Genomic DNA, 16,419 nt, shown 5'->3' with positions numbered 1-16,419 from the left:
ACACCCTTGAGCAACGACGCCGCCACCCCACCAACATCCACATCCTCGCTGTCGCAGATCGCGCAGCGCTTTGTGGAGGCACGCCGTGCAGGGGCATCGCTGCCGGACTTTCCCGGGCAGATCCCCGACGATCTGGTCACTGCTTACCAGGTGCAGGATATCGCCATCAGCCAGTGGGACGACCAGGTGATCGGCTGGAAAGTGGGCTATATCGCCGCCGAGCGCCGCGACCATTCCGGCGACGAGCGCCTGCTTGGCCCGATCTTCTCGCACAAGCTCTGGAATGCTACCGGTGGAACAACCGAGTTCCCGATCTATGAAGGCGGCTTCGGCGCGGTCGAGGCCGAGTACGTGCTACGCCTGGACGCGGACGCGCCGTCCGGGCAGACCCACTTCACCCCGGACGAGGCGGCACACCTGCCGGCCACCTTGTTCATCGGCGTGGAGATCGCCAGCAGCCCGCTGGCCACCATTAACAAGCTGGGCCCGCGCGTGGTGATCTCCGACTTCGGCAACAACAATGGCCTGATTCTGGGCCCGGAAGTGACCGATTGGCTGGCGCGCGACGAGTCCGCGCTGACCGCCGAAACCCTGATCGACGATCAGGTGGTCGGCACCGGTGGGGCCACCACGTTGCCGGGCGGACTGCGCGCCGCCTACGCGTTTGCGCTCAGCCGTTCGGCCCAGCGTGGGCGTCCGCTCAAGCGCGGTGATCTCATTGCCACGGGCAATGCCACCGGTATCCATGACATCGAAGTGGGACAGCATGCCCTGATTCGCTTCGCCGGCATCGGCGACATTTCCTGTACGGCTGTGTCCGCCAAGTAACGCCGGACCCAGTGACCAGACGCTTGGGAGGGCGCCAATGATCACACGCAGACATTTCCTCGGTGCCGGGCTCGGTGCCGCCGCGGCCAGCCCCTGGCTGGGCGCGGGTGCCACCACGCTGATTCCCGGCGGGCAGCTGCTCACTGCCACCGACGTGCACGTCGGCGACTACCCCACCGTGGAAGCGGTGCGCTGGTTCGGCAAGCAGCTGGAGCAACGCAGCAACGGCCGGCTCAGGCTGCGCCAGTACCACTCCGGCCAGTTGGGCCGCGAGTCTGAGGCGATCGACATGGCGCGCTTTGGCGCCATCGACATCACCCGCGTGTACTCGGGCGCATTGAACAACGCCTTTCCGCTGACCCAGGCGTTGTGCCTGCCGTACGTGTTCGACTCGGTGCCGCATCTGCGCCGCGCCATCGACGGCCATGTCGGCGACAGCGTGCTGCGCAGCTTCGAGCAGCGCGATCTGGTTGGCCTGGCGATCTACGATTCCGGTGCGCGCTGCTTCTACAACACCAAGCATCCGCTGCACCGCCCGGAAGATCTCAAGGGCCTGAAACTGCGCGTGGCCTCGTCGGACATCTTCCTCAAGCTGATGCGCATGCTGGGCGCCAATCCCACCCCCATGTCGCTGGGCGAGACGTTCTCGGCGATGGAAACGCACATGATCGACGGTGCGGAAAACAACCTGCGCAGCTTCCAGTCCAGCCGGCATTTCGAAGCCGCGCATTACTGGTCGCAGAGCGAGCATTCCTACGCGCCGGACATCCTGGTGATGTCGCGGCAGAGTTTCGAATCGCTGCGCCCGGCCGACCGCGGCCTGGTGGTGGAACTGGCACGCGCCTCGGTGCCGGTGATGCGCACTCTGTGGGATGCCTCGGAGACCGTCGCGCGCAAGCAGGTGATCGACTATGGCGTGAAGTTCAACCAGGTCGACATGCCGGCGTTCCGCGCCGCCGCCGCGCCGCTGCTGGCCGAATACCGCAAGCAGCCGGAGATCGAAGCGCTGTACCGCCGCATCCGCGATTTTGCATAGAGGTGACCCGATGACCGAACCCGAGACCGCCGCCGTCCCGGTCGCGCCGTTGCAGCGCGCGCTGGACCGCGTTTCCGATACCGCCGTTGGCGTGGCCTCCATCGCGCTGCTGGGCCTGGTGGTCGTGCAGGGCTGGCAGGTGTTCACCCGCTACGTGCTCAACGACTCGCCCAGCTGGACCGAGCCGGTGACGCTGCTGTTGCTCAGCACCGCCTTGAGCCTGGGCGCGGCCGCCGGCGTGCATACCAACCGCCACTTCGGCTTCTACCTGCTGGGCGAACACGTGCCGCCGCTGGTGCGCAGGGTGTTCGACCTGATCCGCCCGTTGATGATCATGTCCATCGGTGCGGTGCTGGCGTGGTGGAGCGCGGCGCTGCTGCTCGATGGCCTGGACATCAAGATGGCCGGCGCGCAGATGCCGCAGAGCATCAACTACCTGCCGCTGTCGATCGGCGGCGCGCTGATGGTGCTCTTTGCCTTGTACAAGCTGTGGCGTGTGCTGCGCCCGATCCAGGCCGGAGGAGTGCGCTGATGGGCATCGCCATGTTGTTGGGAACCTTCGTGGTGCTGCTGCTGATCGGCGTGCCGGTGGCGTATGCGCTGGGCGCGGCCGCACTGGCCACGCTGCTGTATCTGGACCTGCCCACGGTGGTGCTGGTGCAGCAGATTTCCGCCGGCAGCGGCTCGGCGTCGTTGATCGCCATCCCGCTGTTTATCTTCGCCGGCGAGTTGATGCTGCGCGGCGGTATCTCCGAACGCCTGATCGCGCTGGCCTCCTCGCTGGTGGGGCGGGTGCGTGGTGGCCTGGGCCAGGTCAGCGTGTTGTCGTCGCTGTTCTTCGGCGGCGTCTCCGGCTCGGCGATCGCCGATGTCTCGGCGGTTGGCGGCACCATGATCCCGCAGATGATCAAGCGCGGGTACGACCGCGACTACGCGGTCAACGTGAGCATGACCGCCGCGCTGGTGGCGTTGCTGGTACCGCCCTCGCATAACCTGATTTTGTTCTCGGCCGCGGCTGGCGGCGGGCTGTCGATCGCCGACCTGTTCGCCGCCGGTATCTTCCCCGCGCTGCTGATGACCGCAGCAATGATGGTCACCGGCTATGCGGTGGCGCGCCATCGCGGCTACGGCACCGAGCCGTTCCCCGGTTGGCGTGCGGTGGCGCTGCGCCTGATCGGCGCATTGCCGGGCCTGGGCCTGGTGGCGCTGATCTTCATCGGCATCCGTGCCGGCATCTTCACCGCGGTGGAGAGCGCGGCGATCGCGGTGGTGTACGCCTTGATCGTCACCGCGCTGTTGTATCGGCAGCTGCGCTGGGCCGAGTTCTTCGCCGCGGTCACGCATGCGGCGCGCACCACCGGCGTGATCCTGTTCGTGATCGCCACCGCGGCGGTATTCGGCTGGTTGCTGGCCTACCTGCAGGTGCCGGCGGCGGCGGTGAAGTTCCTGCAGGCCATCGCCGACAGCAAGAACACCGTGCTGCTGATGATCGTGGTGATGCTGTTGCTGCTGGGCATGTTCATGGACCTGGCACCGAAGATCCTGATCTGCACGCCGATCTTCCTGCCGGTGGTCAAGGCCTACGGCATCGACCCGATCCATTTCGGTCTGGTGATGGTGCTGGCCGGTGGCATCGGCCTGATCACCCCGCCGATCGGCTCGGTGCTGTTCATCGGCACCTCGATCGGGCAGATCACCATCGCCCAGAGCATGCGCACCATCTGGCCGTTCTGGCTGGCGGCATTGTGCGTGCTGCTGATCGTGGCGTTCTTCCCCGAACTGTCGCTGTGGTTGCCACGCGCACTGCGCGCGTAAACGACCGCGATCCCGACGGCGTCCGTCAGGCGGGCGTCGTCGGTGCACGGCATCGGCCTGCACCGCGCGTGCAGCGCGATGTCCGCGCGCCGACCTTCGCCTGACAACCGCCCGGCGAGGCTGCAGGCGCTGTTCGCAGCGCCGCTGCTGGCGGGTGGTTCGCCGTCATCCATGTGGCCGACGCTCCAGGCGTCGGCCGCCGCATCGCCCCGCCGTGCGGGGACAAGGAGCAAGCATGCGTGTGCGTATCGCTTCAACGTGTCTGCGTCGGCTGCTGGCCGGCGGCCTGCTGCTGTGCGCAGGTCTCGGTGCCGCGGCCGACTGGAAGCGCGGCATCGAACACCAGCGTGTCGCCGACCAGGGCAACAGCACCTTCCTCAACCCGGTGCTGGCGGGCGATCACCCCGACCCGTCGGTGCTCAAGGATGGCGAGGACTACTACCTCACCCTGTCCTCGTTCGATGCCTATCCGGGACTGCCGATCTGGCATTCGCGCGATCTGGTCAACTGGCAGCCGCTGGGCCACGCCATCAGCCAGAACGTCGGCGCGATCTGGGCGCCGGACCTGATCAAGCACGGCAAGCGCTATTACATCTACTTCCCGGCGCGGCGCGGCGACCAGGGCGAGCGCAGCAACTTCGTGGTCTGGGCCGACGACATCAGGGGCCCGTGGAGCAAGCCGATCGACATCGGCCTGGGCAAGTACATCGACCCCGGCCATGCGGTGGGCGAGGACGGCAAGCGCTACCTGTTCCTGAGTGGTGGCGATTACGTGCAGCTCTCCGACGACGGCCTGAAGGTGGTCGGCACGCCCAAGCATGTCTACGACGGTTGGAAGTACCCGGAAAGCTGGGACGTGGAAGGCTACGCGCAGGAAGGCCCCAAGATCACCCGCCACAACGGCTGGTACTACATGACCACCGCAGTGGGCGGCACCGCCGGCCCGCCGACCGGGCACATGGTGATCACCGCGCGTTCGCGCTCGATCCACGGCCCCTGGCAGAACGCGCCCAACAACCCGATCACCCGCACCAGGAGCGCCGACGAGCCGTGGTGGTCGCGCGGCCACGCCACCCTGGTGGAAGGCACCGACCAGCGCTGGTGGATGCTCTATCACGGTTACGAACACGGCTACTGGACGCTGGGCCGGCAGGCCTTGCTCGACCCGATCGAGTGGACCCCGGACGGCTGGTTCGTCGCCAAGGGCGGCGACCTGGGCACGCCGCTGAAAAAGCCCAGCGGGCAGGCCTTGCCGCATGGGCTGGCGTTGTCGGACGACTTCCGCGCCAGCACGCTGGGCCCGCAGTGGTCGTTCTTCAATCCGGCCGCCGACGAAGCCAGGCGGCTCACCGTAGGCGATGGCGTGCTGCGCCTGCAGGGCAAGGGCAGCGCCCCGCGCGACGCCTCGCCGCTGACGCTGATCGCGCCCGACCAGGCCTACCAGTTCGAGGTGCAGATGACCGTGGCACCGGGCGGGCAGGGCGGGGCGCTGCTGTTCTACAGCGACAAGCTCTATGCCGGGGTCGGCAGCAACGGCGAGAACTTCGTCATGCACCGCTACGGCGAGGAACGCCCCGGCACGCTGGCCCCCAGTGCGACCGGTGGCACCTTGTGGCTGCGCGTCACCAACAACCGCCACATCGTCACCATTCACAGCAGCACCGACGGCACCACCTGGACCAAGTACCCGGTGCAGATGGAGGTGTCCGGCTACCACCACAACGTGGCCGGCAAGTTCCTGGCACTGAAACCGGCGCTGTACGCCGCCGGGCAGGGCCAGGTGGAGTTCCGCAACTTCCGCTACCGCGCCCTGGACTGACCGTTCTGCACTGCCAGGCACGCCGCGGCGCACCGGGCCGCAGCCTGCCTCGATGGTGCGGACGCGGGACATCGGCAGGCCTGCGACGGCCTGCCGGCCCGCTGGCCGGTAGAATCCATTCAACTCGAACGGTTGACCGCTATGCCCGCCCGCAAGATGCCCGAAGAGGGAATGCCTGGCCTGCCGAAGGGCAAGGTAGCCACGATCAACGACATCGCCCGGATGTCCGGAGTCTCCAAGAAGACCGTTTCGCGGATCATCAACAACTCGCCGCTGGTGCGGCAGGACACCCGCGAGAAGGTCGAGGCGCTGATGCGCGAGGTCGGCTACGCGCCCGACCCGCTCGCCCGCGGGCTGGCGTTCCGGCGCTCGTTCCTGATCGGCATGGTCTACGACAACCCCACCGCGCAGTACATCGTGGACATGCAGTACGGCGCGCTGGACGCGCTGCGTGGCTCCAGCTTCGAGCTGGTGGTGCACCCCTGCGACAGCCGCAGCCCCGGCTACATCGAAGGCGTGCGCCGCTTCGCCCAGGCGCAGAAGCTGCACGGCGTGATCCTGGTGCCACGCGCCTCCGAGGACCAGGCGCTGGCCGACATGTTGGCCGAGATCGGCTGCCGCTACACCCGCATCGCCTCGGTCGCGCTGGACGCCACCTCGCAGACGGTGATCACCCACGACCGCGACGGCGCCGCCGAGGCCGCCGATTACCTGCTCTCGCTCGGCCATCGCGACATCGCGCTGGTCACCGGCCCCAGCGCCTACCGTTCCTCGATCGAGCGCACTTCGGGATTTGCCGACGCGCTGACCCGGCGCGGCATCGAACTACCGCCCGAGCGCATCGTCGAAGCCGGCTACACCTTCGAATCGGGCGTGGCCGCGGCCGAAAAGCTGCTGCTGGGCAAGAAACGCCCCACCGCCATCTTCACCGGTAACGACGAAATGGCCGCCGGTATCTACAAGGTCGCGCTGCGCGCCGGCATCAACATCCCGCGCCAGCTCTCGGTGATCGGCTACGACGACAGCTCGCTGGCCTCCCGGCTGTGGCCGCCGCTGACCTCGGTGCGCCGCCACACCCGCGACACCGGCCGCACCGCCGCCGCGATGCTGATCCAGCCCGACAACGCCCCCCAACTCCCCACCGCCAGCGTGCGCCCGCACCTGATCGTGCGCGACTCCTGCCAACCGCCGGAAGATTGAGCACCGCGCCGCGCCGTGCCGTGCCGCGCCGGAAGATTTGAGGGCCGCGCGTCGCGCCCACGCGGTGCTGGCTTCCGCTCCACCTTGCAGGACATTGTGCCGTCGAGGTGAGAACAGCTGGCGCGTTCGGCCAACGGCTTGCCCCATCCGCCCTTCGGGCACCTCCCCCCGCAGGCGGGGGAAGGCAGTCCGCCGATCGCTGCCGTGAAGCCCCTCTCCCGCCTGCGGGAGAGGGGTTGGGGTGAGGGCAAGGCGGCAGACAGCCATCTGAAACGGCAGCAGACAGCCATCTGAAAAAAGCTCGGGATGAACTGACCGCGCAAAAGCGCACCGACCGCCAGGCCGCGCTCTTCAACACGGCGCGCGGCCTCGCACCCTCATCCGGCGCTGCGCGCCACCTTCTCCCGCAGGGAGGAGGAAGGGGCCGCCGCACCACCAAAACCGCCATCGTGCACTGCGCAATGACACCGGTTAACCAGAGCCGGTAGAATGGCCCGGTGCAAGCCAACCCCCCCCGCGCTTGGCACCGGAGATCGCGCATGTCCCTGTACTGCAAGACCCACTACGCCACCCATCCCGACGCCATCAAGGGCGCCAGCAACGACGACCTGCGCGAGCTCTATCTGCTCGATGGCCTGTTCGTCGACGATGCGGTCACGCTCAAATACACCCACTACGAGCGCTTCGTGCTCGGTGGCGCAGCACCGGTCGGCACCACGCTGGAACTGCCCAGGCAGACCGAACCGGCGTCTGCCGCCGGCCATCCGTTCCTGGAGCGCCGCGAGCTGGGCATCCTCAATGTCGGCGCCGGCACCGGCAGCGTGACCGTGGACGGCACCGTCTACACGCTCGGGCCGAAGGACGGCCTGTACGTGGCGATGGGCAGCACCGATGTCAGCTTCGCCTCGGACGATGCCGCCAACCCGGCCAGGTTCTATCTGGCGTCGACGCCGGCGCATGCGCGCTTCCAGACCAAACAACTCTCGATCAAGGATGCCGTGGCGCTGGAGCGCGGCGCGCTGGAAACCAGCAACGAGCGCACCATCTACCAGTACATCGTGCCGGCCACCTGCCAGTCCTCGCAGCTGTTGCTGGGCCTGACCGTGCTCAAGCCGGGCAGCGTCTGGAACACCATGCCGCCGCATCTGCACGACCGCCGCAGCGAGGTGTATTTCTACTTCGATCTCGGCGCCAACGACCGCGTCTATCACTTCATGGGCGAGCCTCACGCGCAGCGCCACATCGTGATCCAGAACAACGAAGCGGTGGTGTCGCCGCCGTGGTCCATCCACATGGGCGCCGGCACCAGCAACTACGCCTTCATCTGGGCGATGGGCGGGGAAAACCTGGATTACACCGACATGCACGTGCTGGACATCTGCCAGCTCAAGTAAGGCCATGCGTGCCGCGCAGCACCGCACTCACCGCGTCGATGCGCCAGCGCCATCAACGCGCCAGCTCCACCCCATGCCAGCGGCCGCGCATCGCGCGGCCGCGCGCACTCATCCAACGTGGCACACCCAGCAGGAGCGATAAGGTAATGAGCAATCCGTTCAGTCTCGAAGGCAAGGTCGCACTGGTCACCGGTGCCAACACGGGCTTGGGCCAGGGCATCGCGCTGGCACTGGCACAGGCGGGCGCCGACATCGCCGCTGCCGGCATCCAGGCGCCGACCGAGACCGAAGAACTGGTCAAGGGCCTGGGCCGCCGCTTCATCGCCATCCAGGCCAACCTGATCAGCGTCGAACCGGTCGAGCGCATCCTCAAGGAAACGCTGGACGGCCTGGGCCGCCTGGACATCCTGGTCAACAACGCCGGCCTGATCCGCCGCACCGACGCGGTGGATTTCAGCGAGCAGGATTGGGACGACGTGATGAACGTCAATTTGAAATCGGCCTTCTTCATGGCGCAGGCCGCCGGCCGCCATTTCATCGCCCAGGGCAGCGGCAAGATCATCAACATCGCCTCGATGCTGTCGTTCCAGGGCGGCATCCGCGTGCCGTCCTACACCGCCAGCAAGTCGGGCATCGCCGGCATCACCCGCCTGCTGGCCAACGAATGGGCCAGCAAGGGCGTGACCACCAATGCCATCGCGCCCGGCTACATGGCCACCGACAACACCGCCCAGCTGCGTGCCGACCAGGACCGCAACAAAGCCATCCTGGACCGCATCCCGGCCGCGCGCTGGGGCGTGCCGGCCGATCTCGGCGGCACCGCGGTGTTCCTGGCCAGCAGCGCCTCGGACTACGTCAACGGCGCCATCATCCCGGTCGACGGCGGCTGGCTGGCACGCTGAGTCAAACCCACCCGGTCCCTTCTCCCTCCGGGAGAAGGTGCCCGAAGGGCGGATGAGGGCCGGTATGCAGGTACATCAATCAACCGCGCACCGCATGCCCGGCAACGCTTCTTCAGAGCCCTGATCCCTCACCGACAAGGCACCCGGGAAGCGAATCAAGACCGCATCCAGGCCCGCGCACCCACCCGACTCCACAGTCGCAACAACTTCCCCAAACCAATCGGAGCATTCCCATGAAAATCGCACTCATGAATGAGTTCAGTCAGGCCGGCAAGAACCCGGTGATCCTGCAGCAGCTCAACGACGTCGCCGGCGAGCAGGGCCACAGCGTCTTCAACGTCGGCATGCACGGCGACGACGACCATCGCCTGACCTATATCCACCTGGGCATCGTCGCCAGCCTGCTGCTGAACTCCAAGGCCGTGGACTTCGTCGTCGCCGGCTGCGGCACCGGCCAGGGCGCGATGATGTCGCTCAACGCGCATCCGGGCGTGTTCTGCGGCTATTGCATCGAGCCGACCGACGCCTACCTGTTCGCCCAGGTCAACAACGGCAACGCGCTGTCGCTGGCATTCGCCAAGGGCTACGGCTGGGGCGCGGAAATCAACGTGCGCTACATCTTCGAAAAGGCCTTCAGCGGCGAGCGCGGCCTGGGTTACCCGGCCGAGCGTCGCGAATCGCAGGCCGCCAACGCCGGCATCCTGACCCAGCTCAAGCAGGCCACCGCCAAGTCCTACCTGGACGGCCTGCGCGCCATCGACCCGGAACTGATCAAGCAGGCCGTCGGTGGCGAGCGTTTCCAGCAGTGCTTCTTCGACAACGCACAGGATGCCGAGATTCGCGCCTTCGTTGCCGGTGTACTCGGCAAGCCCGAAGCTGCCGCCGCTGCCGCAGCTTGACCAGCACCCGCAACGCCAGAGCCCCTCACCCGTTGGGGTGAAAAGGCAGGGCTGGCGCGCCATCGGCGCGCGTGCCTTGGAGCGCCCACGCTGCAAGGCGTGGGCCGGGGCGCGGAGCGGGGTTGGGGTGAGCGCGAAGCAGTCGATGCGTCACTTCTGAAGGCGCGTGGCGACGCGTTGGTCATTGCACGCACTCGCAGATCTCCGAGGCGCACAAGATCACAACGATGCGCTGCGCAAGCGATCGCTGGATGATCTGCTGCGTGCGCTGCTGGCGATCGGGCAGCAGCGCGAGGCGACCCAGGCGGATTGAGAGGCCGTGCGGAAGGCAGAGCTCGGCGACACGGCGGTGCAGGACTTCCATGCCGTCCTGGCCGGAACTGCGCCGCCGCCGGCATCGGACGCCTTCGGGCCGTGCTTCCGCACGACCAGCAAGCCACTGCGGCGCTATGTGCCGGAATTCGAGCCGGCGGTGCTGGCCGAACCCAGGCGCATCGTGCGCGGACTGACGGCGGCGTCGGCGGCTGCGCAGGCGGGGTACGCTATGGCGCTGAGCGCGTGCGCCCGGTACCGCAGGACCGCATCCGGGGCAATCAGACGCAGCGCCTGCACTTGCGCTTGCGCCGCGACGGCAGGGCGGTCGACGTGGACATCTGCCACGCGGCGAGCAGGTGGATACCTGGCAATGGGAGCGCGTCCCGGGCGTGGACGATGCGCAATGCCGGCTGTGAGCCAGCCGCATCATCGCTTGCCAGCACGCGACGAACGCTGCGCGACGCACACGCAACCGTTGCAGCGTCAGCACCGATGCATTGCGGTGACAGTGCGTCAGACGCGTAGTCAGCGGCCGCAGGTTGTCTGCATTGCGGGGTAGGCGGCGAGCCAGGTAAGCCTCGCAACTCATCGCGCACGCACGAATCGCTGTTTAGCACGATCAGACCACGAATACGGCTGGCGCCAGCAGGCGGCTGCACTGCGTTGTGGCGTCCGAGTACTGCGCATCAGCCTGGCTGATGCACATTGCCGGACAGACTGCATGGGTCCGCTGTCGCGTGCAGCATGCACAGCGTGTGGGCGAGCAGGCCATGCGCCTGCCTGTTTCGCAATCGGGTTGCGACTGCGAGAAAGGTATACAGTGGACCGACACTCATGCAGGCCCGCGCATAGGCATGGATCATCCTGCACTAGCCGCAGCCGTAGCGATTCTCGAACGACAGGTCGCTGCGGGTGCTGAAGCATCGACGATCGCGTCCACTGTCGTGGCGATGTTGCAGCAAATCGAAAAGGTGCTGACTCCCATCCTTGGGCAGCGCGGTGTCGCGGCGCTGTTCTGGCGTGCGCTGTTTCTGACCAAGGACGATTTTCCTTGGTTGGACGAGGCCTTCGTTGCGGCCGAGGCGTCCGATGACCGTAATGCCGTCGAGACCGCCGGCGTTGTGCTGAGTCGACAGAGTACGGAGGTGGCCGCTGCTGGCGGCGCTGCCTTCGTGCACACCTTCCATGAGGTGCTGGTCAGCATGATCGGCCCAACCTTGACCGAGCGGTTGTTGCGCTCGGTCTGGGTCTCTTTTTCCAGCGGACTTTCCGCGCAGGACATTCCATGAGCAGCAAAGTCGCCATTCATTGCCTGCAGACCGGCGTACCGGGGCTCGATGAGGTGCTGGGTGGAGGACTGCCCGAGTTTTCGTTCAATCTCATCGCCGGCCCACCCGGATGCGGCAAGACCACGCTGGCGCATCAGCTGATGTTCGCACTGGCAACGCCCGAGCGTCCTGCACTGTATTTCACCGTGCTGGGCGAGCCGCCCTTGAAGATGCTGCGCTATCAGCAGCAGTTCGACTTCTTCGATGCCGAGGCGATCAACAGCGCGATCCATTTCATCAATCTGTCCGAAGAAACCCTGGCCGGCGATCTGGACAAGGTGCTGCTGCGCATCGTGGCCGAGGTGCAGGCGCATCGGCCGGCGATGGTGTTCGTGGATTCGTTCCGTTCGGTGGTGCTGGCCAGCAATGCCGACGGCAACGTGCACAACAACCTGCAGCGTTTCGTGCAGCAGCTGGGCATGCTGATGACCAGCTGGCAATCCACCACCTTCCTGATCGGCGAGTACTTCGTGGAGACCGATGCCAACCCGGTGTTCACGGTTGCCGACGGGCTGATCTGGCTGCGCCAGAGCGTGCAGCGCAACTCGATGGTGCGCAAGCTGGAGGTCATGAAGATGCGCGGCAGGCCGTCCCTGCCGGGCTTGCACAGTTTCCGCATCGACAGCGCAGGCCTGCGCGTGTTCGCACCCATCCCCAGTGTAAGCGGCCGCCAGGACGCGTTGCCGGCGCGCGTGGCACCGCGTCTGGGCATGGGAATCGACGGGCTCGATGCCATGCTCGGTGGCGGATTGCCGCAGGGCTATTCGCTGCTGGTGGCCGGGCCGTCCGGGTCGGGCAAGAGCCTGCTTGCAGCGGCCTTCCTGATCGAAGGCGTGCGCAATGGCGAGACCGGGGTACTGGCGCGATTCGAACAGCATGGCCCACGTTCGCGCATGCCGGCGCTGTCGGCGTTGATCGCCAGCGGTCAGGTCGGGGTGGTGGACAGCCGCGCGCCGGACCTGTCGATCGACGAGATCCTGACGCTGCTGTTGCAGCAAATCGCTCGGCTTGGCGCCACGCGCGTGGTGATCGATTCGCTGTCCGCATTCGAGCTGGCGCTGGCGCCCACCTTCCGCGAGGACTTCCGCGAATCGCTGTCGCGCCTGGTGGTGGCCCTGGCCGGCACCGGCGTGACCGTGTTGATGACCTCAGAACTGGAGGACCGTTACACCGATTTGCGGTTCAGCCCCTACGGTACGGCGTTCATGACCGACGCGATCATCGTGCAACGCTACGTCGAAGTGGACAGCCGGCTGCGGCGCATCCTGGCGGTGGTCAAGGTGCGGGGCAGTGCGCATTCGGACGAGCTGCGCGAATTCCATATCGATCAGGCCGGTCTGCATCTCGGTGCGCCGTTGCTGCAGCAGGAAGGCCTGCTCAGCGGCAGGTCCACGCGCAAGCCGGGCGCCGCCGACGGCGGATGAGCATGGAACAGCCGCCCCGCAACGCCGACACGGATCTCGCCAGGCGCGAGCTGTCGGAGCTGTGGCGCCAGACACGCCGCGTCAGGCTGCAACTGCAGCATCTGCATCAGGACCTGGCGAGTCTGAAGAGCCAATTGCCGTCCGCGCTGCACACCGACCTGCAGGCCGCCAACGAACAGCTGGTGCTGTCATCGTTGCTGGCGCACACCAAGCTGGACGATCACGCGCATGCGTTGCGCGAGGCGGCGCACAACGCCAACCGCGATCCGTTGACGCAATTGCCGAATCGCGCGCTGCTGTTCGAACGGCTGGAGCAGTCCATCGCCGCCGCGCAGCACCAGGGCACGCGGATCGCCCTGCTGTTTGTGGATCTGAACGATTTCAAGCGTATCAACGATCTGTTCGGACACAGCACCGGCGACGAATTCCTGCGTCTGGCCGCGCAGCGGCTCACTGCGGCAGCGGCGCCCTCGGGCATCGTGGCGCGCTACGGCGGCGACGAATTCGTGGTGTTGCTGGATGGTGTCGACAGCCACGACGCGGCTGCGGCGATTACCAGCGAGCTGGTGCAAAGCCTGGACGCGCCCTGCCTGGTCGACAAGCACGAGCTGCACCTGGGCGCGAGTATCGGCATCAGCATGTATCCGGACGATGGCGAGACCGGGATGACGCTGCTGCAGCACGCGGACGATGCGATGTACTGCGCCAAGCGCAATGTCGCGGCGCGTTTCATGTTCTATCGCGATTGCGTCGCCTTGGAACTGGAGCACCCCGATCCGGCGCTGGCCGCTGCGGACCCGCGACCGCTGCCGGACGATCCGCACGACATGTTGCGTGAGGCCAACAGCGCCTTGATTCTGGCTGCGCTGAGTGCCCAGCAGTTGCATGCAGCGGCCGAGCAAGGGGCGCGACGACAGAACCAGATGCTCGCCTTCGTCGCGCATGAATTGCGTAATCCGCTGACCCCGATCCTGCTCGCCAGTTCGATGCTCAACAGCTTGCCCAGCGCGGAGTTGCTGCGGATGCGGCACATCATCGAGCACGAGGTGCACCACATGACGCGCCTGATCGGCGATCTGCTCGACCTGTCGCGCGTGCGCACCGGAAAACTGTGCATCCTCAAGCAATCCATCGATCTGCATGCGGTTGTCGAGGCCGCCGCGGCGGCGTGTGCGCCACTGATCACCGCACGTAAGCAGTCGTTCACGCTGCGATTGCCGCCGCAGCCGACCCTGCTGCGCGGCGACGGTGTCCGCCTGTCGCAGGTGCTGCGCAACCTGCTGGACAACGCCTCCAAATACACCCCCGAAGGCGGCAGCATCGGCCTGCAGCTGAGCCTGCACGGACGCCGCGCCGTCATCGTGGTCAGCGACAACGGCATCGGCATCGGCAGCGACGCGCTGCAGCGCATCTTCGAGCCGTTCATGCAGGACAGTCACGCGATCGGATTCAACGGCGCAGGCCTGGGCATCGGCCTGGCGGTGGTGCGGCAGATCGTCCAGGCGCACGGCGGTAGCGTCGTCGCCAGCAGCGCCGGGATCGGCAGGGGCTGCACCTTCACGCTGTCCCTGCCATTGGGCCGGCGTCCGCGTGGCCCACGACCGCCGCGCAGCCAGTGAGTCTGCCCGGCGTTCGCAAGCCCACGACGGACAGTCGGTGTATGCACCTCACAGCGCTTGCATCGTCGATGCGCGGCATCACTGCATAGCGTCCGCGCTTGTCCGGCGCCGAGCGCCCGCGTGCTTAGGCCTTGTCGACCCCGTAGTGGGTCAGCCCCAGCCGGGCCAGTTCGCCGGAGCGGCGGTAGTAGACCTCTTCCCAGCCATCCACGCGCTGGCGGTCGGTCTCGCTCATGGCATCGAGGATGTCTTCGATGCTGAGCAGGTCGGGATCTTCTTCCAGGCGTTCGAACACCGCGCCCAGGCCTTCGATCGCCTGGCGCGCCTGCGCCGCGCCCATCGCGCCCAGCCCCTGCAATGCGTCGCGCCGGGTGGCGGCATCCCAGCGGTCGAAATAGCGTGCATAGCCGCTCTCGCTCATGTCCGCATCCAGCCGTGCCAAGGCCACCAGCTCGCGCTCGCCCGGCGACAAGGCATCCCTGCGTCCGCGCAGCGCGCTCAGCTTGGTTTGTGCGCGTGCGCTGCGCCGGCGCCACAACAGCTCGGGCATGTTGAGCAGCCCGTCTGCGGTGGGCGGCGCCACCGCCGGCCAGTTCACCCCGAAGCCGTCGTCGGTGAGCTGCCATTGCGCGCGCTGCGGCGGCGATGCCTTGAACAACAGCCGATGCGCCTGGATCGGCTCGTCGATGCGGATGCCGTTGGCCAGGGTGAACAGCAGGCGGGTGTCGTCCAGCTCCAAGCGCCGGATGCGAAGCTGCGTCAGGTCCATTGCGCGAAGGCGGTGTGGGGAGGTTTGACCATAGTCTGCGTCGGCGATGGTGTCGAGTCGGTGCCGCCTCACACGTCGCCGTCTGTCCTCCAGCCTTCGCCGCTGCCGCGCTGGAGGACCCGATCGGTGTCCAGCACCTCGCCGGCCGGCACCTGTGCCTGCCGCGCAAGATCGGCATAGATCGGGGTGAAGTCCGGCGCGGTGGCGCGCATCAATTGCGCAAAGCTGTCGATGACGAAGTAGGTCTTCTGGAAGCTGTCGATGCGGTAGCGTGTGCGCATGATGCGTTGCAGGTCGAAGCCGATCCGGTTGGGCGCCGGCGATTCCAGCGAATGCAGCGATTCGCCCTTGGACGACACGATGCCGGCACCAAAGATGCGCAGCCCCTGCGGCGTGGCGATCAGGCCGAATTCCACCGTGTACCAGTACAGGCGGGTGAGGTTCTGCAGCGCGTCCGCGCCGATGCCGTGCGCCTTGACCCCGCCACGGCCGTAGGCCTGCATGAAGTCGGCAAACAGCGGATTCATCAGCAGCGGCACGTGCCCGAACAGGTCGTGGAACAGGTCTGGTTCGGCGATGTAGTCGATCTGCTCGGGGCGGCGGATCCACCACGTCACCGGGAAGCGCTTGTTGGCCAGATGCTCGAAGAAATCCAGCTCCGGCAGCAGGCCCTGCACGCCGACCAGGGTCCAGCCGGTGGCCGCCTGCAGCACCGCATTGAGCGCATCGAAACGCGGGATGTGCGTGTCGTCCATGCCCATCGCATCCTGCGCCTGCAGGAATTCGTCGCAGGCGCGGTCCAGCAGCAACGCGCGCTGGCGGCGATACAGGGTGCCCCAGGTGGCGTGGTCGTCGGCGCTGTAGCCATCCCACGGCTGCTCGATCACGGCGGTGGTGTAGACCGGCACATAGCCCTTGTCGGTGAGCTGATTCTCGACGCGTTGCGGTGCGGTGTTCATGCGGCGGCAGTTCCCGATGATCAGCGCTCACCTTAGCCCGATGGTCGCGCAACGGGATTGCGAATCTTGCGTGATGAGTGCTTCAAGGCGCAAGATTCGTGCGTCATTCTCT

General features: G+C 66.8%; 15 protein-coding genes. 12 read left to right on the top strand and 3 right to left on the bottom strand.

Features of this window, described 5'->3' with window-relative positions:
• Positions 1-6 precede the first annotated feature (6 nt).
• From XaplCFBP3123_RS20230 to XaplCFBP3123_RS20185, 9 genes are all read left to right on the top strand, one after another.
• A complete protein-coding gene (locus XaplCFBP3123_RS20230; protein ID WP_104535646.1) occupies positions 7-828 on the top strand; it encodes a 2-keto-4-pentenoate hydratase in 822 nt (273 codons plus the stop codon).
• Between the two features lie 37 nt (positions 829-865).
• Positions 866-1,864 (top strand): TRAP transporter substrate-binding protein, encoded by a 999-nt coding sequence (locus XaplCFBP3123_RS20225; RefSeq protein WP_104535645.1) that lies wholly within the window; start codon positions 866-868, stop codon positions 1,862-1,864.
• Positions 1,865-1,874: 10 nt separating this feature from the next.
• On the top strand, positions 1,875-2,396 hold the full coding sequence (locus XaplCFBP3123_RS20220; protein WP_172453410.1) for a TRAP transporter small permease: 522 nt from the start codon (positions 1,875-1,877) through the stop codon (positions 2,394-2,396).
• Positions 2,396-3,679, top strand: a complete 1,284-nt coding sequence (locus tag XaplCFBP3123_RS20215) for a TRAP transporter large permease (RefSeq protein ID WP_104535644.1) — start codon at positions 2,396-2,398, stop codon at positions 3,677-3,679. Before XaplCFBP3123_RS20220 ends, XaplCFBP3123_RS20215 begins: the two co-directional genes overlap by 1 nt.
• Before the next feature lie 235 nt (positions 3,680-3,914).
• Positions 3,915-5,498, top strand: a complete 1,584-nt coding sequence (locus XaplCFBP3123_RS20210; protein WP_104535643.1) for a family 43 glycosylhydrolase — start codon at positions 3,915-3,917, stop codon at positions 5,496-5,498.
• 141 nt (positions 5,499-5,639) lie between these two features.
• The gene (locus XaplCFBP3123_RS20205; protein ID WP_172453409.1) at positions 5,640-6,698 is read left to right on the top strand and encodes a LacI family DNA-binding transcriptional regulator; all 1,059 of its coding nucleotides are present in this window, start codon (positions 5,640-5,642) and stop codon (positions 6,696-6,698) included.
• Between the two features lie 539 nt (positions 6,699-7,237).
• Positions 7,238-8,092, top strand: coding sequence for a 5-dehydro-4-deoxy-D-glucuronate isomerase (gene kduI / locus XaplCFBP3123_RS20195; RefSeq protein WP_104535641.1), 855 nt, complete (start codon positions 7,238-7,240; stop codon positions 8,090-8,092).
• 146 nt (positions 8,093-8,238) lie between these two features.
• Entirely contained in the window at positions 8,239-8,994 is a 756-nt protein-coding gene (kduD, locus tag XaplCFBP3123_RS20190) for a 2-dehydro-3-deoxy-D-gluconate 5-dehydrogenase KduD (RefSeq protein ID WP_054592011.1), read from the top strand.
• Positions 8,995-9,227: 233 nt separating this feature from the next.
• On the top strand, positions 9,228-9,893 hold the full coding sequence (locus tag XaplCFBP3123_RS20185) for an RpiB/LacA/LacB family sugar-phosphate isomerase (protein WP_104535640.1): 666 nt from the start codon (positions 9,228-9,230) through the stop codon (positions 9,891-9,893).
• A 181-nt stretch (positions 9,894-10,074) separates the two neighbouring features.
• Here the strand turns inward: XaplCFBP3123_RS20185 and XaplCFBP3123_RS21575 are convergent, their stop codons facing one another.
• On the bottom strand, positions 10,075-10,257 hold the full coding sequence (locus XaplCFBP3123_RS21575; protein ID WP_172453408.1) for a hypothetical protein: 183 nt from the start codon (positions 10,255-10,257) through the stop codon (positions 10,075-10,077).
• 706 nt (positions 10,258-10,963) lie between these two features.
• On the opposite strand from XaplCFBP3123_RS21575, the gene XaplCFBP3123_RS20175 reads away from it, so the two are divergent.
• From XaplCFBP3123_RS20175 to XaplCFBP3123_RS20165, 3 genes are read left to right on the top strand one after another with little or no spacing between them, the layout of a single operon-like run.
• Positions 10,964-11,497 (top strand): hypothetical protein, encoded by a 534-nt coding sequence (locus tag XaplCFBP3123_RS20175; RefSeq protein ID WP_253254265.1) that lies wholly within the window; start codon positions 10,964-10,966, stop codon positions 11,495-11,497.
• Positions 11,494-12,960: an ATPase domain-containing protein gene (locus tag XaplCFBP3123_RS20170; protein WP_104535638.1), complete on the top strand. Its 1,467-nt coding sequence runs from the start codon at positions 11,494-11,496 to the stop codon at positions 12,958-12,960. The genes XaplCFBP3123_RS20175 and XaplCFBP3123_RS20170 overlap by 4 nt, the downstream gene beginning before the upstream one ends.
• 2 nt (positions 12,961-12,962) lie before the next feature.
• Positions 12,963-14,579, top strand: coding sequence for a diguanylate cyclase domain-containing protein (locus XaplCFBP3123_RS20165; RefSeq protein ID WP_104535637.1), 1,617 nt, complete (start codon positions 12,963-12,965; stop codon positions 14,577-14,579).
• Between the two features lie 124 nt (positions 14,580-14,703).
• On the opposite strand, the gene XaplCFBP3123_RS20160 is transcribed toward XaplCFBP3123_RS20165, so the two are convergent.
• Both XaplCFBP3123_RS20160 and phhA read right to left on the bottom strand, forming a co-directional pair.
• Positions 14,704-15,348, bottom strand: a complete 645-nt coding sequence (locus tag XaplCFBP3123_RS20160; protein ID WP_104535636.1) for a DMP19 family protein — start codon at positions 15,346-15,348, stop codon at positions 14,704-14,706.
• Between the two features lie 68 nt (positions 15,349-15,416).
• Positions 15,417-16,307 carry a phenylalanine 4-monooxygenase gene (phhA, locus tag XaplCFBP3123_RS20155; protein ID WP_104535635.1) on the bottom strand — a complete coding sequence of 297 codons (891 nt, stop codon included), beginning with the start codon at positions 16,305-16,307 and terminating at the stop codon, positions 15,417-15,419.
• Positions 16,308-16,419 lie beyond the last annotated feature (112 nt).

Source organism: Xanthomonas arboricola pv. populi, from assembly GCF_002939945.1.
Classification (GTDB): Bacteria; Pseudomonadota; Gammaproteobacteria; order Xanthomonadales; family Xanthomonadaceae; genus Xanthomonas; species Xanthomonas arboricola_A.
The sequence above is the reverse complement of the archived record's forward strand: the minus strand, read 5'-3'. Positions and strand labels throughout refer to the sequence as shown.

Coding starts and splice junctions, on each gene's coding strand:
- XaplCFBP3123_RS20185 (WP_104535640.1), top strand. CDS start 9,228: ATGAAAATCGCACTCATGAATGAGTTCAGTCAGGCCGGCAAGAACCCG.
- XaplCFBP3123_RS20165 (WP_104535637.1), top strand. CDS start 12,963: ATGGAACAGCCGCCCCGCAACGCCGACACGGATCTCGCCAGGCGCGAG.
- XaplCFBP3123_RS20220 (WP_172453410.1), top strand. CDS start 1,875: ATGACCGAACCCGAGACCGCCGCCGTCCCGGTCGCGCCGTTGCAGCGC.
- kduI (WP_104535641.1), top strand. CDS start 7,238: ATGTCCCTGTACTGCAAGACCCACTACGCCACCCATCCCGACGCCATC.
- kduD (WP_054592011.1), top strand. CDS start 8,239: ATGAGCAATCCGTTCAGTCTCGAAGGCAAGGTCGCACTGGTCACCGGT.
- XaplCFBP3123_RS20160 (WP_104535636.1), bottom strand. CDS start 15,348: ATGGACCTGACGCAGCTTCGCATCCGGCGCTTGGAGCTGGACGACACC.
- XaplCFBP3123_RS21575 (WP_172453408.1), bottom strand. CDS start 10,257: ATGGAAGTCCTGCACCGCCGTGTCGCCGAGCTCTGCCTTCCGCACGGC.
- phhA (WP_104535635.1), bottom strand. CDS start 16,307: ATGAACACCGCACCGCAACGCGTCGAGAATCAGCTCACCGACAAGGGC.
- XaplCFBP3123_RS20210 (WP_104535643.1), top strand. CDS start 3,915: ATGCGTGTGCGTATCGCTTCAACGTGTCTGCGTCGGCTGCTGGCCGGC.
- XaplCFBP3123_RS20225 (WP_104535645.1), top strand. CDS start 866: ATGATCACACGCAGACATTTCCTCGGTGCCGGGCTCGGTGCCGCCGCG.
- XaplCFBP3123_RS20205 (WP_172453409.1), top strand. CDS start 5,640: ATGCCCGCCCGCAAGATGCCCGAAGAGGGAATGCCTGGCCTGCCGAAG.
- XaplCFBP3123_RS20215 (WP_104535644.1), top strand. CDS start 2,396: ATGGGCATCGCCATGTTGTTGGGAACCTTCGTGGTGCTGCTGCTGATC.
- XaplCFBP3123_RS20170 (WP_104535638.1), top strand. CDS start 11,494: ATGAGCAGCAAAGTCGCCATTCATTGCCTGCAGACCGGCGTACCGGGG.